We start from the raw sequence: 23136 nt of genomic DNA on the forward strand, positions 1-23136 counted from the left end.
CCTTTTTGGCTGCTAGCTACACGCAGTTAAGGTCTCAATGCAGCACTTCTTCTTTAGCACCTAAGTATTCAAAGACAAGATGATCATCTTTCAGAGCCACCTTCACAGTTCCGCCATCAACCAATGCGCCAAATAGCAACTCATTAGCCAGTGGTTTCTTCAACTGATCTTGAATGACACGTCCCATTGGGCGTGCACCCATTTCACGGTCATAACCTTTCACAGCTAACCAATGACGAGCATCTTCTGAAACTTCAAGAGATACACCACGAGCATCCAATTGTACTTGTAGCTCGACGATGAACTTATCAACCACTTGGTGAATTACACTTTCATCCAAACTGTTAAACCAAATAGTATGGTCTAAACGGTTACGGAATTCTGGTGTGAACACTTTCTTGATTTCTGACATCGCATCATGGCTATGATCTTGCTGAATCAAACCAATGGATTTCTTCACTGTTTCAGCCACGCCAGCGTTGGTTGTCATCACTAAGATGATGTTACGGAAATCCGCTTTGCGACCGTTGTTGTCTGTTAGCGTGCCGTTATCCATCACTTGCAATAGCAAGTTAAAGATATCAGGGTGCGCTTTTTCAATTTCGTCTAGAAGCACAACCGCATGTGGATTCTTAATCACGGCATCCGTTAACAAGCCACCTTGGTCATAACCAACATAACCTGGAGGAGCACCGATCAAACGGCTCACAGAATGGCGCTCACCGTATTCAGACATGTCGAATCGGAGTAGTTCAATACCCAACAGTTTAGACAATTGAACGGTGACTTCTGTTTTACCTACGCCCGTTGGACCAGCAAACAAGAATGAACCGACAGGACGATTATCCGCACCTAAACCAGCACGAGTCAGCTTGATGGATTCGGTTAACACATCAATCGCGTTATCTTGACCGAACACAAGCATCTTCATTTTCTTATCCAGATTTTTCAGGATATCTTTGTCCGACGAAGAGACGGATTTCTCTGGGATACGAGCCATTTTTGCAACCATGGACTCAATCTCAGCCACACCGACTGTTTTCTTACGGCGACTCGCTGGCATTAGGCGAACACGCGCACCAGCTTCATCTATAACATCGATAGCTTTGTCCGGTAAGTGACGCTCATTGATGTACTTCGCAGACAATTCAACCGCAGCACGAAGTGCTTTGTTTGTGTAACGCACATCGTGGTGAGCTTCGTATTTTGGTTTCAAACCCATCAAAATTTTGGTGGTGTCATCCAACGAAGGTTCTACAACGTCAATTTTTTGGAATCGGCGTGAAAGCGCGCGCTCTTTCTCAAAAATGTTGCTGTACTCTTGATAGGTGGTTGAACCAATACAACGCAACTTACCGCTACTTAGTAGAGGTTTAATTAAGTTCGCTGCATCAACCTGACCACCAGACGCAGCACCGGCACCGATGATGGTATGAATTTCATCGATGAAAAGAATCGCGTCTTTCTCTTTCTCAAGTTGTTTAAGAATGGTTTTAAAACGTTTCTCAAAGTCACCACGGTATTTTGTACCCGCAAGTAGTGAACCGATATCCAGAGAGTAAATAACGCTGTCTTGGATCACTTCCGGTACTTGTCCTTCAACGATTCTCCAAGCCAAACCTTCCGCTATAGCGGTTTTACCTACGCCTGCTTCACCCACCAATAATGGGTTGTTTTTACGTCGACGACATAGCACTTGAATCGTACGTTCAAGTTCTTTATCACGACCAATCAGAGGATCTATCTGACCTTGGCCAGCTAACTGGTTTAAGTTCGTTGCAAAGCTTTCTAGTCTTTCATCGGCTGAAGAATCGTCTGAACTCTCTGTACCAAACGAATCGGAAGATGGATCTTCACTTGAACTCGATGCTTTAGTAATTCCGTGGGAAATATAGTTAACGATATCCAAACGACTAATATCGTTCTTCTTCAATAGATAGGCTGCGTGAGATTCCTGCTCACTAAAAATAGCAACCAGCACATTTGCACCCGTGACTTCACTGCGACCAGATGATTGAACATGGAACACAGCACGCTGTAGAACACGTTGAAAGCTGAGCGTTGGCTGAGTTTCACGTGTTTCGTCGTTATCTGGGATGAGAGGGGTTGTCTGGTCAATAAATACGTCAAGCTCTCGACGTAAAACGTCAACATCTGCCTGACAGGCCAATAATGCTTCCTTCGCTGCATCGTTTTCTAACAATGCAAGTAGGAGGTGCTCGACGGTCATGAATTCATGTCTTTTGTCTCGCGCTCGAGCGAACGCGCCGTTTAGACTAGACTCTAGTTCTTTGTTAAGCATAAGGCCTCCTTAAAGAACAACCACATCTGCAAATGTTACGCTTTTTCCATCGTACAAAGCAGTGGATGCTCGTTTTCCCGTGCGTACATTGTCACCTGAGCGACTTTCGTTTCTGCAACTTCAGCAGTAAACGTGCCACAAATTGCTTTCCCTTCATAATGAACTCTGAGCATCACTTGTGTCGCTTTTTCTATGTCCATAGAGAAGAAGCGTTCAAGGATTTCTATTACAAAATCCATCGGTGTGTAGTCGTCATTGTTCAGTATAACGTTATACATCGATGGCGGTTTTGTTGCTGTTTTTTCTCGCTCCAGTAGATCTGAGTCTGGAGTAACCCATTCGAAGTTTTTACTCATGATGGCCGTATTTAGGAGTGTTTCTCTTAAAAATGTCTCTTCTCTTACTATGTCATCACTTTTGATAACTAAGGCGCTGTCAGTGAAGGTGAAAAACAATCCTTACTTAGAGACTAATGCAGCAATTGTATCGCTGCAAATAAAACATTGCTATTAACAAACGAGTTTATTCTAAACGTTCAAAAACTCGTCACCTTTATGTAACACTATTTGGTTTAAAGTCCCAAGCTGAGTCAGTCATAACCAGCATGAATGCTTGTTTCACGATTGACATCAAATGAATTGGGGATATCTCAAAAGTGATTTGCTTATAAAAGTATGCATTTTTATACCATTCTCCTATTGACTGTGCTCAATCATTGACTACATTGGTCAAATAGTGACTAAAAATTTGGCAGCGGCTGAATCGATATTCACTAATTGGAGTAATCAACATCAAGTCATTTGATCAAACTATCTACGTAGTAAATCAATAAGGGTAATTTCTCCGCAACAACATCAGTAACAAAATGCATGAGGGACGTATAGCATGGCTACAGGTACAGTAAAATGGTTCAATAACGCCAAAGGATTTGGTTTTATCTGTCCAGAAGGCGAAGATGGAGACATTTTTGCTCATTATTCTACTATCCAAATGGATGGCTACCGCACACTGAAAGCGGGACAGCAAGTAGCATATGAAGTTGAACAGGGACCTAAAGGCTACCACGCTAGTAGTGTCGTACCTATTGAAGGGCAACAATCTAAATAGTTCGCTGCCGAGTAAATCCTTACCATTTACTGACCCATTGGTTATTTAAATGCTAACGATTTATAAATTGATAGATATGAAAAACCCGCCTCTTGGCGGGTTTTGTATTTTATCGTCAAGCGTCGTTTGAGCTTATGCGCGATCTACGATGCTGTTCAGTGTTGAACTTGGACGCATTAGATTAGAAACCATCGCATCGTTTAATGCATAGTAACCACCTAAATCACCCGCAACGCCTTGAGCACCATTTAGCTCAGCAACAATTTTCTCTTCGCTAGCCAATAGCTGCTCAGCCACTGGTGCAAACTCAGCCGCAAGGTCGGCATCTTGAGTCTGTGCTGCCAACGCTTCTGCCCAATATGTCGCTAAGTAGTAATGACTACCACGGTTATCTAGCTCACCTACTTTACGTGATGGCGACTTGTTAAGGTCTAGGAATTTACCTGTCGCTTTATCTAACGCGTCAGCCAATACTTGCGCTTTCGCATTGCCAGTCACCACACTTAGATGCTCTAGAGAAGCAGCAAGAGCTAGGAATTCACCCAGAGAGTCCCAACGTAGGTGGTTCTCTTTTTGAACTTGCTGTACGTGCTTAGGAGCAGAACCACCAGCACCTGTTTCAAACAGGCCGCCACCGTTCATTAGTGGAACGATTGAAAGCATCTTCGCAGAAGTGCCTAGTTCTAGAATTGGGAACAAGTCAGTTAAGTAATCACGTAGTACGTTACCTGTTACTGAAATCGTATCTTTACCTTCTTTGATACGCGCTAGAGAGTATAGCGTTGCATCTACAGGTGAAAGGATCTTGATTTCTAGGCCAGAGGTATCGTGTTCAGGCAGATACTGATTCACTTTCTTAATCAGCTCAGCATCGTGAGCGCGTGCTTCGTCTAACCAGAATACTGCTGGTGTATTCGTTGCACGTGCACGGTTTACTGCAAGCTTAACCCAGTCTTGAATCGGTGCATCTTTAACTTGGCACATACGGAAGATATCGCCAGCTTCAACTTCTTGTTCAAGCAATACATTACCCGCTGCATCAACAACACGCACTGCACCGTCAGCATCAAGAATGAAGGTTTTATCGTGTGAACCGTATTCTTCCGCTTTTTGAGCCATCAGACCCACGTTTGGTACGCTACCCATAGTCGTTGGGTCAAATGCACCGTGCTCTTTACAGAATTCAATTACAGCTTGGTAAACGCCAGCGTAACAACGATCTGGGATCACTGCTTTAGTATCTTTCTGCTTACCGTCTGGACCCCACATTTGACCTGATGAGCGGATCATCGCTGGCATAGACGCGTCAACGATAATGTCGCTAGGTACGTGTAGGTTGGTAATACCGCGGTCAGAGTCAACCATCGCCAGTGGCGGTTGAGTTGCATAAACCGCTTGAAGTGCAGCTTCAATCTCTTCACGTTGTGCCTGAGGTAATGCTTGGATTTTCGCATACACATCACCTAGACCGTTGTTTACATCAACACCAAGTTGCTCGAATACGTCACCGTACTTGTCGAACACTTCTTTGTAGTAAACCTTAACAGCATGACCAAAGATGACTGGGTCAGACACTTTCATCATGGTTGCTTTCATGTGTAGAGAAAGCAGAACATCTTGTTGTTTTGCGTCAGCAATCTCTTTTTCGAAGAACTCTACAAGCGCTTTCTTGTTCAAAACGCTTGCATCAATAATTTCTTTATCTTTCAGTGCAAAAGGCTTTTTCAGTTCTTTCGTTGAACCATCTTTGCCGACAAACTGAATAGAGACTTGTGTTGCACCGTCTACAGTGACCGATTTTTCAGTACCGAAGAAGTCCTTATCACTCATGCTAGAAACGTGAGATTTAGAATCCGCAGACCAAGCACCCATTGAGTGTGGGTTCTTCTTCGCATAGTTTTTCACTGATGCAGGAGCACGACGGTCAGAGTTACCTTCACGCAGTACAGGGTTTACCGCACTACCTTTGATTTTGTCGTACGTTGCTTTAATCGCTTCTTCTTCGTAAGTTGCAGGCTCTTCTGGGTAATTTGGAAGTGCAAAACCTTTGTCTTGAAGTTCTTTGATCGCCGCTTTTAACTGAGGAACCGATGCTGAGATGTTTGGCAATTTGATGATGTTCGCTTCGGGAGTTTGTGCAAGTTCACCGAGTTCCGTCAGAGCGTCACCAACGCGCTGGTCTTCTTTCAAATGCTCTGGGAAGTTAGCAAGAATACGTCCTGCTAAAGAAATATCACGAGTTTCAATTTCAATACCCGACGATGCCGTAAATGACTGGATAATAGGCAGCAATGAATAAGTAGCTAGAGCTGGGGCTTCGTCTGTAATTGTATAAATAATTGTAGGTTTATCTGTTGGCATGAACTTTCCCTATTTGTTCTAACAACACACGGGCATGTGTTGTGTGAATGTACGGCTCAAGCGGGAAACATCCCAAACTTGTGCACGATAGTCTCACTCTTTCTTTTTTGTATTCGAATAACGTCTATGTGTTTTAGACCACAACGAGTCTTAAATACAGTCCTTGAGTGAAGATAGTTATAATTAAACAAAATTAGGATAATAGTCTATCATCTTGTCGTTTATCCTATTTCTGGGCGCGAAAATTGTAGCGCAAAAGCGAGTTTCAGAAAACTTTCAAACACACTTCATTTACATTTTTGCAAGGTAGTTAACATGTCATCCAGCTCGCGTAGAAGCACTGCTAAGGCTCCTCACTCGACTCATAAACCGCGTTTCAAACAAGGAAATCGTTCTTCTGGGCGCACTTCAACGAGCCAAAGAGCACGTAAACCTGCGGTTCAGAAACCAAAAGTGAACATTGAAGATCGTAAAGTCATTGTTTTTAATAAACCTTATGACACGTTAAGCCAGTTTACTGATGGTGAAGGCAGAAAAACGCTCGCCGATTTCATAACAGTAAAAGATGTATATGCAGCAGGCCGCCTCGATCGCGATAGCGAAGGTCTAATGGTGTTAACCAACGATGGTATTTTGCAAGCCAAACTGACTCAGCCAGAATCAAAATCGCCTAAAACTTACTGGGTTCAGGTTGAAGGTGCACCGACAGAGTCAGATTTAGAACCACTTAGAAACGGAGTGACATTAAAAGACGGGCCAACGCTTCCAGCGCAAGTCATGGTGATTGACGAGCCCCAGTTGTGGCCTCGAAATCCACCAGTGCGCTTTCGCGCAGCCATTCCAACCACTTGGCTCGCCGTTACCATCATTGAAGGTCGTAACCGTCAAGTAAGGCGCATGACAGCGCACATCGGCTTCCCTACTCTGCGTCTGATTCGCTACTCAATGGGGAATATTGAGTTGGGCGACCTTCAGCCTGGAGAGTGGAAAGAAATTTCTATTGATGCAGCATAAAGAAATGATCGACGGGGCCTCTGCCCTGTCCAACATCAAGTAAATCAGCATGTCCTATCGCTTGGGTAATGTATTCCTTCGCATGAATGACCGCTGAAAGCATATCTTCTCCCTGAGCCAAAAACGAAGCAATGGCCGAAGACAAGGTACAACCCGTCCCATGAGTATTGGGAGTGTGAATTCTCTCAGCACTTAATCTGTGAGTTTCATTTTGGGTAATCAACAGGTCATCACTCTCATCAGACGCCTCTAAATGCCCGCCTTTGAGCAATACAGCAGAAGTACTTAACTGACGCATTGCAGTAACCATCTGCTCAATTTGCTCAGCGTCTCTTGGCATATCGAGTCCTGTCAGTGCTGCGGCTTCTGGTAGATTTGGCGTAATAATGCTTGCGAGAGGCAACAAGCGTTCTTTCAAGCTGTCTATCGCGGTTTCTTTTAGCAGTAAATCGCCACTGGTTGCCACCATCACTGTATCCAAAACAATGTGTTCTGGTCGATATTGTTCCAGCTTATCAGCTACCAAATTGATGATATCGGTATCCGCCAGCATGCCAATTTTTACCGCGACAATATTGAGATCTTGGAATACTGCGTCTAACTGACTTTCAATATGAGCTAAAGGAATGGGCAAGATATCAAACACACCCAATGTATTTTGAGAAGTAATCGCGGTGATAACAGAAGCGGCGTAACTGCCAGTCGCGGATATCGCTTTGATATCGGCTTGAATACCCGCACCACCACCACTGTCCGATCCGGCAATAGTCAGTACAACAGGAATTGTTTTAGATTTAGGCATAACTGTTCCTTTGGGGTAGGACGTACAGGAACAGTCTCTCGAAAACACATCAGAGATAGACGGCAAAACGAGATATACAATCGCAAAGATTGGATTAGTTCCCTACGTCAGTATTAACTGAATCAGGTTCAACGGGTCTCGCAATACGATCTCAGCCCAAAGGCTCCCCGACTAATGGCGGACAGAATAACAATTAAATTGTCCGTTTTGCAATTTATAACTTTCACAACGATAAGTGGCCGAATCGAGACTATAATTCGTTGTATCAAAGTGTATTTTTCAATATGTAGGCCGTTAACTCAGTTGGTAGAGTAGTTGACTCTTAATCAATCGGTCGCGGGTTCGAGCCCCGCACGGCCTACCAATATGTTCTCTTCAACTTATTGAAGCTATGGCTACTTATGACGCTCTTTGAGTTTATTAATCACATCACTCATCGACAGACCTTGGTCTTGAAGCAAGACAAGCAAGTGATAAATCAAGTCCGCAGACTCACACACTAACTCCGCCTTATCGCCCGACGTCGCCGCAAGCGCGACTTCAACACCTTCTTCGCCCACTTTCTGCGAAATGCGTTTGGTGCCACGTGCATAAAGACTAGCTGTGTAAGATGAGTCTGGGTCGGCACTCTTGCGGGCAGCCAATAGCTGCTCAAGTTGATGAAGCCACACCATTTGTGACTCCTCTTGCGCATCACCATCCCAACAAGTTGTTGTGCCAGTGTGACACGTTGGGCCAATCGGATTCACTTTTACCAACAAGGTATCTTGGTCACAATCCAAAGCTATATTTTTCAACTGCAACACATTGCCTGAGGTTTCACCTTTGGTCCACAGGCGCTGCTTGGTGCGCGAATAGAAAGTGACTTGTTCTGTTTCTAATGTTTTAGCTAACGCTTCTTGGTTCATGTAGCCCATCATAAGCACTTGGCTTGAACCGAAATCCTGCACTATTGCAGGAACAAGACCATCAACCTTTTCCCAATTAATACGTTCCGCTAGGCTCATAGTCTCACCTCAACCGCTTGTTGTTTTAAATATTGCTTGAGTTCACCAATATTGATGATTTGTTTGTGGAATACAGACGCTGCTAACGCACCATCCACATTCGCCAACTTGAATGCATCGGCGAAATGCTCCATTGCGCCGGCACCGCCAGAAGCAATTAATGGAACATGGCACACCGAGCGAACCATGTTCAGTTGCTCAAGGTCGTAACCGTTACGCACGCCGTCTTGATTCATCATATTCAATACGATTTCGCCCGCGCCACGTTTTTGTACTTCCTGAACCCAATCTTTGGTTTCCCACTTGGTCGCTTTAGTGCGCGCTTCATCACCTGTGAACTGGTAAACCTGATATTTACCAGTTTCTTTGTCGAAGTATGAATCGATACCGACAACGATACATTGCACACCAAACTTATCTGCAAGGTCAGTGATTAGCTGAGGATTGGCTAATGCTGGTGAGTTAATCGAAACTTTATCTGCTCCAAACTCCAGAATACGCGCAGCATCTTCGGCTGATTTAATACCACCAGCCACACAGAAAGGAATATCAATGACTTCTGCAACGCGAGCTACCCAACTTTTATCAACCACACGGCCATCGCTTGAGGCGGTGATATCGTAAAACACTAACTCATCTGCGCCCTCTTCCGCATAACGTTTGGCTAGCGGAACAATGTCACCAATGATTTCGTGATTACGGAACTGAACACCTTTCACAACCTGACCGTCACGAACATCCAAACAAGGGATTATACGTTTTGCCAACATGCGAACGCCTCCTCTGTGGTGAATTTACCATCAAGCAATGCTCGACCAACAATCACACCTGCTACACCGCTGCCTTTCAACGCTTCAATATCCGCTAAACTGCCGATACCGCCTGAAGATTGGAATTGAACTTGTGGGTATTGTTTACAAAGGTCTACATACAGCTCAACGTTAGAACCTGCTAGCGTTCCGTCACGAGAAATGTCGGTGCAGAGTACGTGTTTCAAACCGACGGTTAGGTAATCTTCTATCAGTGCTTCGATGGAGACACCTGAATCTTCCTGCCAGCCAGAAATCGCCACTTTGCGAGTACCGTCAGCATCGATATTAATATCCAAAGCCAACACGATTTTCTCAGCGCCGTATTTTGTCATCCAACCTTTGACGAGTTCAGGCTGCTTAACAGCGGTTGAACCAACCACAACTCGTTGCGCTCCAGCTTCTAGCAGATCAATCACGTCTTGCTCTGTGCGAACACCGCCGCCTATTTGAATATTGGCAGGAGTACCTGCAAGTAATTTTGCAATCAGGTCTAACTGACGCGCACTGGTATCTTTTGCGCCCGTTAAATCCACTAGGTGAAGCCAGTCAGCACCAGCTTTGTTGTATAAATTAAATTGTTCTACTGGGTCGACTTTATATTCTGTCACTTGGCCGTAATCACCCTGATAGAGGCGCACAACCTGACCTTCAATTAAATCTAATGCGGGAATAATCATTTCTGTTCCTTATTCGACTTGCCGCTTTATCGCTTACAGCTTCCGTTTATTATTTAGAGCTCTAGGAAGTTCTGAATTAATTTAGAACCGGCTTTTGATGAACGCTCTGGGTGGAATTGAACACCGTAATAGTTGCCATTTTGAATCGCTGCGCTAAATGGATTTCCGTAGCCACATTGTGCGATGGTGTAATCACCTACTGGCATTGCAAAGCTGTGTACAAAATAGAAGTACTCACCCTCTTCAATATCTTTGAAAAGCGGGTTGCCAGCTTTAGCCGAAACGGTATTCCAGCCCATGTGAGGCAATGGCAAATCACCGGTTTGCATTAAGCGAACTTCACCTTCAACTAAGCCCAGACATTCAACGATATCATCCGCTTTCTGTCCTTTCTCTTCTGAAAGTTTGCCTAGTAGCTGCATACCCAAACAGATGCCAAGTAGCGGTTTATCTACCTTAGCCACAAGCTCGATTAAGTTACGTTCTTCAAGGTTCTTCATCGCTTCGCTAGCTGTTCCTACCCCCGGTAAGAACAACTTATCCGCAGCAAGAACCACTGCTGGGTCTTTTGAAATCGTCACTGGGTAACCCAAACGTTCAATGGCGAATTTCACGGAAGAAACGTTGGCACAACCCGTATCGATAATGACAACTTTTTGTTCATTCGCCATTAGAGAACCCCTTTGCTGCTTGGCAACTCATTTCCTTGTACTTGAATAGCTTGACGCAGTGTACGACCAAACGCCTTAAATAAGCTTTCAATGATGTGATGGTCATTCTCACCTGTAGAAGACAAGTGCAGAGTGCACGCGAGCGTGTCTGTTAGTGAGCGGAAGAAGTGATATACCATCTCAGTGGATAAATCGCCTACTTCTGGACGGCTAAACTCAGCGTCGAATTTCAAATAAGGGCGACCTGATAGATCGAGCGCACATTGCGCCAAACATTCGTCCATCGGCAGAGTAAAACCAAAACGACCGATCCCACGCTTATCACCTAAGGCTTCTTTAATCGCTTGGCCTAATGCTAATGCGGTATCTTCAACCGTGTGGTGATCGTCGATGTGCAGGTCACCATCCACTTTAAGCTTTAATTGGAAACCACCGTGAGTGGCGATTTGATCAAGCATGTGATCGAAGAAACCTAAACCGGTTTCGATTTCGTTACCGCCCGTCTCATCCAAATTCACCGCGACCTTGATATCGGTTTCTTTGGTTTTGCGAACCACTTTTGCAGTGCGAGCCTTAACGGTGAGATCTTTAACAATTTGAGGCCAGTTCATGATTTCAGGATTGTACTGAATACCGCGAATAGCCATGTTCTCTGCCAGTTGCAGATCCGTTAATCGGTCGCCAATTACAACCGATGATTTAAAGTCAACTTTGCCGCCTTGAAGGTACTCTTTCACCATGCCTAACTTAGGCTTACGGCAAGAACAATTGTCTTTTTCGAAGTGAGGACAAATCAACACATCATCAAACTTCACACCTTGAGAAGAGAAGATATCCATCATCATGTTGTGTGGAGCATCGAAGTCTTCTTGCGGATAGCTGCTTGTGCCTAAACCATCTTGGTTGGTCACCATAACTAAGCGATAGCCAGCTTCTTGTAGAGTCAGCAAGCTTGGGATAACAAAAGGTTCCAGTTTCAGTTTGTCTAAACGGTCAACCTGAAAATCCACCGGAGGCTCAACAATTAAGGTGCCGTCACGGTCGATAAAGAGAATTTTCTGTTGGGTGCTCATTGTAGAATCCTTTCTATTGGTAGTAGTTACGAATAAACGCGACCGTCTTTTCGCACTCTTCTCTATTGCCTACGCTAATGCGCACGCAGTCTTCAATTGGTGAATTACGTAAAATAATACCTGCGTCCCAAGCGGCTTTGAACAATGCATCGCCATCAGGGAATTTAACCAGCAAATAGTTACCCCAACCTTCAAACACTTGAACGCCACTTACCATAGACAGACCTACTTGCATATACGCTCGGTTAGCATTCAGATCCAGCACTTGGTATTTAGCACGTGCAAGACCAGCTTCAGACAGCGCTTGAGTCGCAATTTCAGCCACAGGTACTGGCACTGGATAAGGTGCGATGACCTTTAACAATACGTTGATTAGTTCTTCATTGGCCAAGGTAAAACCACAACGTAGCCCTGCAAGAGCAAACGCTTTAGATAGCGTGCGTAGAATCGCCAAGTTTGGATACTGCGCCAGCAAATCGACCGTTGATGCTTCTGGGCAGAAATCGATATAGGCTTCGTCCATTACGACAATCGCGCGGTCTTTGGTCATTTCTAGCAGAGTGACAATGTCCTCACGCTTAACCAAGTTCCCCGTTGGGTTATTTGGGCTACAGACAAACACCAGCTTTACGTTTTCCAGATTGGCTTCGATGTTGGCTAAATCTAACTGCCATTCTGCGGTTAGCGGTACTTTCTTGCGTTCAACGCCAATAGTTTCAGCACTGATTGCGTACATGCCGTAAGTCGGTGGGCAGAACAAAATCGCATCTTGGTTTGGCTCACAGAAAGCACGCACCAATAATTCAATACCTTCATCAGCGCCACGAGAAGTTAGTACTTGCTCTGGCTTGACCCCTGCATATGCTGCATAAGCGTTGATTAACTCTGGGGGCTGGCATTCGCTATAACGATTTAAGCGAGCGAAATTGGTTTTGTATTCGTTGTTGAATGGCGATTCGTTAGCGTTTAGCCACACATCACCACTTCCGCCAATACGGCGAGCAGAAAGATAAGGCGTTAATTCTTGAACTTGTTTACGAGCGAGTTTTTCCATGATGATTACGCCTTCTGTCCTTTTTCAATAGCAAGCTTTTCAATACGAATCGTAACGGCACGTTTGTGTGCGTCTAAGCCTTCTGCTTCAGCCATTTTTACAACTGTTGGTGCCAGTGCTCTCAGACCATCAGCGCTTAGTTCTTGTACTGTCATACGTTTGCTAAAATCTGCTAAACCTAAACTTGAATAAGTGCGAGTATAACCGTAGGTTGGCAGTACGTGGTTAGTGCCTGAAGCATAATCACCCACTGATTCTGGCGACCAATCACCCAAGAAAATTGAGCCTGCATTGTCTAACAGCGGCACTAATTCACGAGGATTCTTAGTCTGAACAATCAGGTGCTCTGGTCCATAGTAGTTAGAAATTGAAACAGCCTGAGTTAACGACTCTGCAATTATGATTAAGCTTGAAGCGAGAGCTTTTTCAGCAGTTGCTGCGCGAGATAGCGACTTAAGCTGTTTTTGAACCGCATCAGCCACTTGATCCGCAACGACTGGTGAAGGCGTGACCAAAACAACTTGTGAATCAGGACCGTGCTCAGCTTGGCTTAGTAAGTCTGCAGCAATAAAATCGGCGTCCGCAGTGTCGTCTGCAATCACTAACACTTCTGATGGACCTGCTGGCATATCGATCGCTGCGCCACGGAAATCATTACTCACTTGGCGTTTTGCTTCCGTTACATACGCATTGCCTGGACCAAAAATCTTATCCACTTTCGCTACACTTTCCGTACCGTAAGCCATTGCTGCAATTGCTTGGCCGCCACCAACGTTATAAACCTCATCGATCTTACAAAGCTTAGCGACATAAAGAATTTCATCAGCAATCGGCGGAGGAGAACACAACACGACTTTACGACAACCTGCAATTTGTGCTGGAACACCAAGCATCAATACGGTTGATGGTAATGGCGCGCTGCCACCAGGAATGTACAAACCTACTTTGTTGATTGCGCGTGTTACCTGTTCACACACAACACCTGGCATAGTTTCAACTTTGATCGGTGCTGCTTTTTGTGCTTTATGAAATTTAGAGATGTTGTTGTAAGCCAATTCCAACGCTTGCTTCATTTCGTCATCAAGACTCTCACATGCCGCGTCAATCTCTTCTGCCGAAACACGAATTGAATCCGGTTTACACTTATCGAATTTCTCAGTCAGTTCTAACAGAGCAGAGTCACCTTCCGCTCGAACTTTGGCAATAACTTCCGCAACCGCAGCAGTGATATTCGCACCTTCAGCGATAGCAGGACGTTCCAATACTGAGTCTTGCTGAGTTTCACTCAGCGATTGCCAAACAATCGTTCTCATCGGGATTACTCCATCATCTTCTCAATTGGTAATACAAGAATAGAACTTGCACCAAGTGCTTTTAACTTTTCCATTGTTTCCCAGAACAAATTCTCAGCACTGACGAGGTGTACAGCTACGCGAGTTTTATCAGCAGAAAGTGGTAACACAGTTGGGTCTTCTGCACCAGGAAGTAGTGCCGTGATTTGAGGTAGTTTTTCGACTGGTGCGTGCAGCATGATGTATTTCGATTCTTTCGCTTGTTGCACGCCGTTCATACGAGTAAGAAGACGGTCAATCAACGCAGCTTTATCTGGAGCAAATTCACCAGTACGTTGGATCAGCTTCGCTTTTGATTGGAAAATTACTTCAACTTCTTTTAAGCCGTTCGCTTCAAGTGTCGCGCCTGTTGATACCAAGTCAGCAATTGCATCAGCAAGGCCTGCACGTGGAGCCACTTCAACCGAGCCAGTTAACATACAGGTACTAAAATCGATACCTTGTTCTGCCATGTACGCTTTTAGAAGTTGAGGATAGGTCGTTGCAATACGTTTGCCTTTAAGATCTTGTGGGCCGTTGTATTCCACATCTTTGTCGATTGCGATTGAAAGACGGCAACCGCCAAAGTCCATACGACGTAGGTCAACGAATTCGCTTGGCTGGTTTAGAGCAATACGGTCATAACGGGTTTCTTCTAACACGTTTTCACCAACAAAACCCAAGTCAACCACGCCATCCATAATCAAACCTGGGATATCGTCATCACGAACAAGAAGCAGGTCAATTGGCATATTTAACGAGTGAACCACTAAACGTTCGCCCATAACATTAAATTTAACCCCACATTTCTTTAGTAGGCTCTGGCATTCGTTGCTTAAACGACCTTTCTTTTGGACTGCTATTCTTAGGCGTTGTGTTTGCATTACATTCTTCCTTCGTAAAATATTGAAATCTTTAAGTTTTAATTAATCTAGATAGTAAAAAACCCTTGAGAGATTGGTCTCCCAAGGGTCTAAAATCTTAAAATTACTTTGATTTAACCACCGGGAGAATCCTGTCTCCCGGGTATGCGTACATCTCCCGAAAGACTCTTAGGGATGATGGTGATGATGAATATTCATGACAAAATTACGCATACTTAATTACACCGAATGTGTTCACTGGATTGCCTTCAACACTATCTAAGCTCGTCTCATTTTTCAACAAAAAATTTCACTTTTTTCCATCTTTTTCTGGTAGCAACTTTTCGAGCATAAAAAAGGAGGCCGAAGCCTCCTTTAATTTCCTGAAATAAAAAGCATTAAGCTTCGTTACAGGTCACCAACTTAGATTTTGCCAATGCGTTAAATACAAAGCACACTGCGATAAATGCCACTGTGGATGCAGCCAACGAAGCCAGCACTGATAGCGTCATACCAAGAACAATGAAACCAACGCATGATACACCTGCGACAGCTAGAGCATATGGAAGCTGAGTTGCTACGTGGTCAATATGATTACAACGAGCACCAGTTGAAGACAGAATAGTAGTATCTGAAATTGGTGAACAGTGGTCACCAAATACAGAACCCGCTAGTACCGCGCTCAGCATAGGTAGCATCAGAGCAATTTCAGTTGCGCCTGCCATGTCGCCCGCGATTGGCAGCATGATACCGAACGTACCCCAAGATGTACCGGTAGAGAACGCCATAATACCGGACAATAGGAACAAAATAACTGGCAACCAATGCGGGTCGATGTTGCCTTGAGCTAACGAAGAGAGGTACGCGCCCGTTTTCATGTCACCGATTACTGAACCAATTGTCCAAGCAAAGACAAGGATTAGAATCGCACCAAACATCGATTTAGCACCAATCCACAGCGTACGTGCAATTTCAGTGATCGCGATACCTTGTTTAACTACGGTGAACAGAGCAACCGCTAAACCGACTAAACCACCGTAAATAAGTGATGTACCAACATCGGTATTTTCAAACGCACCTAGTACGTTGAATGCTTTGCCATCAGCGGCTAGTTCTTGACCACCGGTATACAGCATTGAACCAACGGTCGCGATAATCAGTAATACGATTGGGAAAATAAGGTCTGAAACTTTACCCTTTTCACTTTCACGGATATCAAGCTCATCATTTAAATCGCGAGCTTGTTCGTCATTCTCAGACATATCATCATCGAAACCTTGGCCTTGAGAAGCATTGATTTCGTGTTGGCGCATCTGACCGATATCCATTTGGAACCATACAACTGCAAACACCATTAATAGTGCAAATACCGCATAGAAGTTCATCGGAACCAAACGCAGATAAGCACCAAGCGCAGAATACTCAGTAATACCGTGTGATACCAAAATGCCGCCGATGATAGTCATGATGTATGCGCCCCAGCTTGAAGCAGGCATAACAACACACATTGGTGCAGCAGTAGAGTCTAGGATGTAAGCCAGTTTAGCGCGTGAAACATAAAAGCGGTCAGTAACAGGACGAGAAATTGAGCCAACCGCTAAGCTGTTGAAGTAGTCATCAACAAAAATGAAAACCCCTAAAAACGCAGCAAGTAGCTTTGAACCACGTTTGCTTTTCACGCGAACTTGGGCCCACTCGGCGAATGCACGAGTACCGCCAGAAAGCGTTAATAGTGCAGTCATCATTCCCAGCAGCAGCAAGAAGCCAACAATACTCATATTCCAAGTATTCAGGCCACCGTCTTCAACAAATACGTTTGTTACTTTGGTGCCGACATAACTAATTGCATCACCAATGGAGTAATCAGCAAGTAATAACGCGCCAAGGGCGATACCCATTCCAAGAGAAACAAGTACACGACGAGTAATAATAGCGAGACTCAACGCCACTAACGCAGGGACTAGTGACAAAGGAGACGAAGCAAAATCTAATAAATTCATGATCTTCAAAAACCAATAATATTTCGGTTAGAGATCTACTGCAGATAAACCACATCGAATATGTTCAATGCGATTAATGTTGAACTAAGCGAAAGGGAAGTGAACACTCCACCCAACCCTACAGTAGCGCTCCATAGTTTAACAACAATATAGACTATGGCAGTGTTGCCCCTATTCGATGACAACCCCAGCTAGCAGATTGATGGCCTGACTAACTTCGGCGATATGGCCTTTCTCCGGTATTCATTGGCATCACCCCAATACTGGATACTGATCAACATCGCTCCTCTACGTCGAAGATAGAACAATTACCTACGCAAACTTATTATTGCGTGATTATTGAGCATACTCCGCTTTAGGTGTGACGTATTGTACTTAACAAAACTGTCAATGCAACATACAATTTCATTTTTCATCACCTCTATTTATTCACAGCGTGAATGAATTATATTTCATAACCTAACTCATAGAGTTTTAGACCTAATTACATTAATTGCATAAAAATAGTCCGTACCTGACGCTCTGAAGTCCTAATATTACCTTTCTTTTTTTAAGGCTAAGTTTTAAAAGGCTAACTTTAATTACTACCTATGGTGGAAATTTCAGAATATTTACATTAATGTTGAATTAATTATATTGTAAGAACTAATAAGTCGGTTTATTATTACCCCGTTAATTATTTAATTAAACAGGATTAAGAAATGTCGGAAATCACTAAAACTCTATTAAATATTCGTAGTCTTCGTGCATTTTCACGCGATCTAACTTTAGAGCAACTTGAAGAAGCGCTTGATAAATTAACGATCGTAGTTGAAGAGCGCAGAGAGTCTGAAGAAAAAGAACAAGCTGCTCTAGCTGAACAAGAAGCAAAATTAGCAGCAATTGCTGAGCAAATTGCTAATGACGGTATTGATGTTGAAGCATTAATTTCTGCTCTTGCTGGCGAAACAAAATCTAAATCAAAAGCAAAAGGCAAACGCGCACCTCGTCCAGCAAAATATAAATACATGGACAATGGCGTAGAGAAAACTTGGACAGGCCAAGGCCGTACACCTTCAGCAATTCAAAAAGCTTTAGATGAAGGCAAATCTCTAGAACAATTCGAAATTTAATTTTCTAGTTATCAAAAAAGGCTCCGAATTCGGAGCCTTTTTTATACCTATTATTAAATCATATTGATAGATGTAACTTTATTCAGGCTAGCGTTATCTTTCCCAATACGCTTCTTCTAAGCTATCTTCACGCTCAGGAAGACCTCGAGATAAACGAGGAGAATGCTGAGCTAGCACTTCATAACTTACACGGTTTGCATATTTACAAACTTGTGAGAAAGAAGAATAGGTTAAGAAATTATGTTGGTGCTTACTTGAATTAGGCACATTACCTTTATGATATTTATTAGCTGCCATGTCATGAAGCAATGCAGACAAAGCAGCATCACCTGCCCCATTCGTGTTCTTAATTTTCTCTGGACCACCCATATAAGGTGAAATATGAGAATAAACTCGAGTTGGATTTTCGCAGCTCAGTCTTGTTGCTGGGCGACTAAATTCGAAGCGATTAAACTCTGGAATCGCACCCGGCAATAATGGTAAAGAAGTCTCTCTTTTACTTTCTTCTTCGGTATAACCCGCCATATATAAACCAACAGGCCCAGCGGTACATAAAACTAAATCAACCCAATCTAATGCTTTATCCGATGCCATTAATGGATCACTTTCACCCGTTAATGCTTCTGCTTCATCTTCATTCATTGCAACAACAGAAACGTAATCACGCAAAAATTCTTGCCAATATTTAGGATCATCCTGAATAACGAATTTTGTTCCTAATGTTAATACAACTGGCACGTCATACTTCTTTGCATATTCAATTGCGCGCATTGTAGCTTGTGGCATTGGGTCGCCTTCTTTACAACGAACCAAATATGCGGTGATCACTAACGCAGATGCATTTTTAAATATTTTTTCAGGAATGCTGTCTGGGTGAAGTTTATTCATTTGGCCTTCGCTAATTGCAAAAGTACGCTCACCGTCTTCTGTAATTAAAGCGAAACAACGCCCGATTGCTCCGTCAACACCTTGCAGATAATTTAGATCCATCCGGCTAGAGGTATTACATAAATAACGATAACCGTAGCTGCCAATTTTAATATCTTGGCTCATCACACCCAATAGCGTTGAACGGTCATCGGCTAGCACAGAATAATTGTGCAAGGTATTGCCAATAGTTCCACCCGCAAATTCATTTTTGATTAAACCATTTTGCTTTAACTCAGTGTATAAAGCTTCAGCGGTCTCATCATCAATCACTAAAGAGTGACCTTTGCTCAGGCCATAACGCTCAATGAGTTCGGAATCCACTTTCGCTTCAATATCAACCAAGGTCTGATCAATACCGATAATATGTGTGCGAGATAATCTCTTATTATCTTGCGCTTGGATAACTAATGGATCACGTGCATCGACTGGAAAGTAATGCTTTGACTTACGTTGGCCAGGAAATTTCATAACGATAATTTAGGTGCGTGAGAAGAAAAGAGCCGGAATTTTACCCTGCGTCCAGTAAAGCGGCAACTCAACAAAGGATAGCAAACGTTTACGTAGTAAAAGTTTTTTACACAAGTCTTTTTTACAACGATAGTAGATAACGATTACATTTCTATTTCCCACATCAATGAAGCTGAAATACACCAAATCAGAAGTGTGAACTCAGTCTCTGATCTGTCCTCAAAAAAGTCTTTCTGTTAGAATCTGCGTCCAAGTCAATCAAGTGGTATTAAGTCATGTCAGATAACCGCAACGCAAACAGCCAAAAGAAAGTCATTGTAGGCATGTCAGGTGGCGTTGATTCTTCCGTTTCAGCATATCTTCTTCAACAACAAGGCTATCAGGTAGAAGGCTTGTTCATGAAGAACTGGGAAGAAGACGATAACGAAGAATATTGTACGGCAGCAGAAGATCTTGCCGATGCACAGGCTGTCTGCGACAAACTTGGTATCTATTTACACACGATTAATTTCGCAGCGGAATACTGGGACAATGTGTTCGAATATTTCTTAGCGGAATACAAAGCGGGTCGCACACCAAACCCAGACATTCTTTGTAACAAAGAAATCAAGTTCAAAGCATTTTTAGAGTTTGCAGATGAAGTGTTAGATGCAGACTATATAGCTATGGGTCACTATGTTCGTCGCACTTTCGTAGAAGAGGGTGAAAAGCCACAAATGCTACGTGGTAAAGACAATAATAAAGACCAAAGCTACTTCTTATATACGCTGAGCCACGAACAGGTTGCACGCAGTTTGTTCCCAGTCGGTGAATTAGAAAAACCAGAGGTTCGCCGTATTGCTGAAGAGCAAGGTTTAATCACTGCGAAGAAAAAAGATTCAACCGGTATCTGTTTTATCGGTGAGCGCAAATTTACAGACTTCTTGTCTCGCTATTTGCCTGCTCAACCGGGTAAAATTGAAACCCCTGAAGGTAAAGTTATTGGTGAACATCAAGGCCTTATGTACCACACATTAGGGCAACGCAAAGGCTTGCACATTGGTGGTCAAAAAGGTGGCGGCGGTAACGAAGACCCATGGTACGTAGCAGAGAAAGATCTTAAACGTAACGTACTTATCGCAGTACAAGGCGCAGACCATCCGTTATTGAAATCATACGGATTAATGGCTTCACAACTTCATTGGGTTGATCGTACGCCAGTGAAAGAAGCGTTCCGTTGCTCAGTGAAGACACGTTACCGTCAAACTGACATTCCTTGTACCGTTATCCCTGTGGATGACAACAACATCAAGGTGATGTTTGATGACCCACAAGTCGCAGTTACCCCAGGACAGTCTGCTGTTTTCTACCAAGGCGATGTATGTCTGGGTGGCGGCATTATTGAACAACGTATTTGTTAAGGAGTATTTACGTGGCTAACACAATTTATGACCGAACTATCGCATTTGCTGGAATTTGCCAAGCTGTCGCTTTAGTGCAAAAAGTAGCGAAAGACGGTTACTGTGATTCAGACGCGTTTGAAACTTCACTGCGTGCAATTTTAGCAACCAATCCAAGTAATACTATTGGTGTTTTCGGTAGCGAAGCTGATTTGAAGGTCGGTCTTGAGTGTCTGGTGAATGGCATAGACAGCACCCCTTCAGGCAGTGCTATCACTCGCTACATAATTAGCTTACTGGCTTTAGAACGTAAGTTATCCAGCCGTAGAGATGCAATGTCTCAACTGGGTGATCGCATTCAAATGATTGAACGCCAAGTTGAACATTTTGATTTACTTGATGAACAGATGATCAGCAACCTAGCGAGCGTTTACCTCGATGTGATCAGCCCTATCGGCCCTCGTATTCAAGTTGCAGGTAATCCAGCGGTATTACAGCAAACCGCAAATCAACAAAAAGTGCGCGCACTACTGTTATCCGGTATTCGTTGTGCAGTGCTTTGGCGCCAAGTCGGCGGCCGACGTCTCCATCTGGTCTTCGGACGCAAGAAGATGGTTGATCAAGCCAAGATATTACTGGCTAGAATGTAATCGTTAGCTCGCACCATGCGAGCTAATTTTTTTACTCATCGTTTTTGAGTAGCAGAAATCTCGCGCAAACGTTTGCGCAATATTCGTGACAATTGCCATTGATACTGGTATAAAGCACACGAAATTTAGAAACCAATTCAGGAGAAGATCATGGAACTGTCAGCATTGACTGCTGTTTCACCAGTAGACGGCCGTTACGGCAGTAAAACTATTGCACTACGCAGTATTTTTAGTGAATTTGGCTTACTTAAATACCGTACTATCGTTGAAATTCGCTGGTTACAGAAGCTTGCAGCAACAGCTGAGATTGCAGAAGTTCCTGCATTCAGTGAAGAAGCAAACAAATTCCTTGATAGCGTTGCAGCAAACTTCAGCGAAGCTGATGCACAACGTATCAAAGATATCGAACGCACAACTAACCACGACGTAAAAGCAGTGGAATATTTCTTAAAAGAAAAAGTTGCTGGCGTTCCTGAGCTTCACGCAGTTAATGAATTCATTCACTTTGCATGTACTTCTGAAGACATCAACAACACGTCTCACGCTCTGATGCTTAAAGAAGCTCGTGATTCGGTTATTCTTCCTGAAATCCGTAACATTATTGATGCTATCCGTGGCTTAGCGGTTGAATATCGTGATATCCCACTTCTATCTCGTACTCACGGCCAGCCTGCTTCCCCATCGACTATGGGTAAAGAGATGGCGAACGTTGCGTACCGTATGGAACGTCAATACAAGCAAATCGCGAACGTTGAAATCCTAGCGAAAATCAACGGTGCTGTAGGTAACTACAACGCACACCTTTCTGCTTACCCAACGGTTGATTGGCACAAATTCAGCGAAGAGTTCGTTACAGAATCTCTTGGCGTAACTTGGAACCCGTACACAACTCAAATCGAACCTCACGATTACATCGCTGAGCTATTTGATGCCGTGGCACGTTTCAACACGATTCTTATCGACTTCGACCGTGACGTTTGGGGCTACATCGCTCTAGGTCACTTCAAGCAAAGAACAATTGCTGGCGAAATCGGTTCTTCAACCATGCCACACAAAGTTAACCCAATCGATTTCGAAAACTCAGAAGGTAACTTAGGTCTGGCAAACGCTGTGTTTACTCACCTAGCACAAAAACTGCCTATCTCTCGCTGGCAACGTGACCTTACAGACTCAACGGTACTACGTAACCTAGGCGTGGGCGTGGGTTATGCAATCATTGCCTACACGTCGACTCTGAAAGGTATCAGCAAGCTAGAAGTGAACCGCGAAGCTCTACTGGCTGAACTGGATAAGAACTGGGAAGTTCTAGCAGAGCCAGTACAAACAGTGATGCGTCGTTACAGCATTGAAAAGCCATACGAGAAGCTAAAAGAGCTCACTCGTGGTAAACGTGTTGACGGTGAAGCAATGCGTAACTTCATTGATGGCCTAGAACTGCCAGAAGAAGAAAAAGCGCGTTTGAAAGAAATGACACCTGCAAGCTATATCGGTCAAGCGATTGAACTAACTGACAAGCTATAAGC

Annotated in this window: 20 protein-coding genes, 1 tRNA gene, 2 riboswitches and 1 other annotated feature; of the genes, 7 read left to right on the forward strand and 14 right to left on the reverse strand. The window is 43.7% G+C overall.

What is annotated here, in order from left to right; all coding sequences use genetic code 11:
* Positions 1–34: 34 nt before the first annotated feature.
* Positions 35–2302, reverse strand: a complete 2268-nt coding sequence (gene clpA, locus AAGA51_RS09370) for an ATP-dependent Clp protease ATP-binding subunit ClpA (RefSeq protein WP_042481962.1) — start codon at positions 2300–2302, stop codon at positions 35–37.
* Between the two features lie 35 nt (positions 2303–2337).
* Positions 2338–2658 carry an ATP-dependent Clp protease adapter ClpS gene (clpS, locus tag AAGA51_RS09375; protein WP_042482186.1) on the reverse strand — a complete coding sequence of 107 codons (321 nt, stop codon included), beginning with the start codon at positions 2656–2658 and terminating at the stop codon, positions 2338–2340.
* 529 nt (positions 2659–3187) lie between these two features.
* On the opposite strand from clpS, the gene cspD reads away from it, so the two are divergent.
* Entirely contained in the window at positions 3188–3409 is a 222-nt protein-coding gene (cspD, locus tag AAGA51_RS09380) for a cold shock domain-containing protein CspD (protein WP_042481960.1), read from the forward strand.
* 132 nt (positions 3410–3541) lie between these two features.
* Here cspD and AAGA51_RS09385 read toward each other — a convergent pair whose 3' ends face one another.
* Positions 3542–5770 (reverse strand): NADP-dependent isocitrate dehydrogenase, encoded by a 2229-nt coding sequence (locus tag AAGA51_RS09385; RefSeq protein WP_042481958.1) that lies wholly within the window; start codon positions 5768–5770, stop codon positions 3542–3544.
* Between the two features lie 315 nt (positions 5771–6085).
* On the opposite strand from AAGA51_RS09385, the gene AAGA51_RS09390 reads away from it, so the two are divergent.
* The gene (locus AAGA51_RS09390) at positions 6086–6784 is read left to right on the forward strand and encodes an rRNA large subunit pseudouridine synthase E (protein WP_042481956.1); all 699 of its coding nucleotides are present in this window, start codon (positions 6086–6088) and stop codon (positions 6782–6784) included.
* Here the strand turns inward: AAGA51_RS09390 and thiD are convergent.
* On the reverse strand, positions 6768–7586 hold the full coding sequence (gene thiD / locus AAGA51_RS09395) for a bifunctional hydroxymethylpyrimidine kinase/phosphomethylpyrimidine kinase (RefSeq protein ID WP_042481953.1): 819 nt from the start codon (positions 7584–7586) through the stop codon (positions 6768–6770). The two genes, AAGA51_RS09390 and thiD, sit on opposite strands and share 17 nt — an antisense overlap.
* An 82-nt stretch (positions 7587–7668) precedes the next feature.
* Positions 7669–7766, reverse strand: a riboswitch (TPP riboswitch).
* A gap of 108 nt (positions 7767–7874) precedes the next feature.
* Between thiD and AAGA51_RS09400 the strand changes: the two genes are divergently transcribed.
* Positions 7875–7950 (forward strand) — tRNA-Lys (locus AAGA51_RS09400).
* Positions 7951–7981: 31 nt separating this feature from the next.
* On the opposite strand, the gene hisIE is transcribed toward AAGA51_RS09400, so the two are convergent.
* The 9 genes from hisIE to AAGA51_RS09445 all read right to left on the reverse strand — a co-directional run bounded on the left by hisIE (position 7982) and on the right by AAGA51_RS09445 (position 17074).
* Positions 7982–8593 (reverse strand): bifunctional phosphoribosyl-AMP cyclohydrolase/phosphoribosyl-ATP diphosphatase HisIE, encoded by a 612-nt coding sequence (gene hisIE / locus AAGA51_RS09405; RefSeq protein WP_042481952.1) that lies wholly within the window; start codon positions 8591–8593, stop codon positions 7982–7984.
* Positions 8590–9363 carry an imidazole glycerol phosphate synthase subunit HisF gene (gene hisF / locus AAGA51_RS09410; protein WP_042481950.1) on the reverse strand — a complete coding sequence of 258 codons (774 nt, stop codon included), beginning with the start codon at positions 9361–9363 and terminating at the stop codon, positions 8590–8592. The genes hisIE and hisF overlap by 4 nt, the downstream gene beginning before the upstream one ends.
* Positions 9345–10082 carry a 1-(5-phosphoribosyl)-5-[(5-phosphoribosylamino)methylideneamino]imidazole-4-carboxamide isomerase gene (hisA, locus tag AAGA51_RS09415; RefSeq protein ID WP_042481949.1) on the reverse strand — a complete coding sequence of 246 codons (738 nt, stop codon included), beginning with the start codon at positions 10080–10082 and terminating at the stop codon, positions 9345–9347. Before hisA ends, hisF begins: the two co-directional genes overlap by 19 nt.
* A gap of 53 nt (positions 10083–10135) precedes the next feature.
* On the reverse strand, positions 10136–10753 hold the full coding sequence (gene hisH, locus AAGA51_RS09420) for an imidazole glycerol phosphate synthase subunit HisH (RefSeq protein WP_042481947.1): 618 nt from the start codon (positions 10751–10753) through the stop codon (positions 10136–10138).
* Positions 10753–11826, reverse strand: coding sequence for a bifunctional histidinol-phosphatase/imidazoleglycerol-phosphate dehydratase HisB (gene hisB, locus AAGA51_RS09425; protein ID WP_042481945.1), 1074 nt, complete (start codon positions 11824–11826; stop codon positions 10753–10755). Before hisB ends, hisH begins: the two co-directional genes overlap by 1 nt.
* Positions 11827–11839: 13 nt before the next feature.
* Entirely contained in the window at positions 11840–12880 is a 1041-nt protein-coding gene (gene hisC, locus AAGA51_RS09430; RefSeq protein WP_042481943.1) for a histidinol-phosphate transaminase, read from the reverse strand.
* A gap of 5 nt (positions 12881–12885) precedes the next feature.
* Positions 12886–14193: a histidinol dehydrogenase gene (hisD, locus tag AAGA51_RS09435; RefSeq protein WP_042481941.1), complete on the reverse strand. Its 1308-nt coding sequence runs from the start codon at positions 14191–14193 to the stop codon at positions 12886–12888.
* 5 nt (positions 14194–14198) lie between these two features.
* Positions 14199–15095 (reverse strand): ATP phosphoribosyltransferase, encoded by an 897-nt coding sequence (gene hisG, locus AAGA51_RS09440; RefSeq protein WP_042481938.1) that lies wholly within the window; start codon positions 15093–15095, stop codon positions 14199–14201.
* A gap of 53 nt (positions 15096–15148) precedes the next feature.
* Positions 15149–15285 (reverse strand) — a sequence feature (His leader region).
* 187 nt (positions 15286–15472) lie between these two features.
* Entirely contained in the window at positions 15473–17074 is a 1602-nt protein-coding gene (locus AAGA51_RS09445) for a Na+/H+ antiporter NhaC family protein (protein WP_042481936.1), read from the reverse strand.
* A 116-nt stretch (positions 17075–17190) separates the two neighbouring features.
* Positions 17191–17373, reverse strand: a riboswitch (Lysine riboswitch).
* A gap of 402 nt (positions 17374–17775) precedes the next feature.
* Here AAGA51_RS09445 and AAGA51_RS09450 point away from each other — a divergent pair.
* A complete protein-coding gene (locus AAGA51_RS09450; RefSeq protein ID WP_042481934.1) occupies positions 17776–18186 on the forward strand; it encodes an H-NS family nucleoid-associated regulatory protein in 411 nt (136 codons plus the stop codon).
* A 93-nt stretch (positions 18187–18279) separates the two neighbouring features.
* On the opposite strand, the gene AAGA51_RS09455 is transcribed toward AAGA51_RS09450, so the two are convergent.
* Complete coding sequence (locus tag AAGA51_RS09455; RefSeq protein ID WP_042481932.1) at positions 18280–19584, reverse strand: inosine/guanosine kinase; 1305 nt, start codon at positions 19582–19584, stop codon at positions 18280–18282.
* A 275-nt stretch (positions 19585–19859) separates the two neighbouring features.
* On the opposite strand from AAGA51_RS09455, the gene mnmA reads away from it, so the two are divergent.
* The 3 genes from mnmA (at position 19860) to purB (ending at position 23134) form a co-directional block, all read left to right on the forward strand.
* Entirely contained in the window at positions 19860–20984 is a 1125-nt protein-coding gene (gene mnmA / locus AAGA51_RS09460; protein WP_042481931.1) for a tRNA 2-thiouridine(34) synthase MnmA, read from the forward strand.
* A gap of 11 nt (positions 20985–20995) precedes the next feature.
* Positions 20996–21613: a high frequency lysogenization protein HflD gene (gene hflD / locus AAGA51_RS09465; RefSeq protein WP_042481929.1), complete on the forward strand. Its 618-nt coding sequence runs from the start codon at positions 20996–20998 to the stop codon at positions 21611–21613.
* Between the two features lie 150 nt (positions 21614–21763).
* Complete coding sequence (purB, locus tag AAGA51_RS09470; protein ID WP_042481927.1) at positions 21764–23134, forward strand: adenylosuccinate lyase; 1371 nt, start codon at positions 21764–21766, stop codon at positions 23132–23134.
* Positions 23135–23136 lie beyond the last annotated feature (2 nt).

This window comes from Vibrio diazotrophicus, assembly GCF_038452265.1.
GTDB classification, from domain to species: Bacteria; Pseudomonadota; Gammaproteobacteria; order Enterobacterales; family Vibrionaceae; genus Vibrio; species Vibrio diazotrophicus.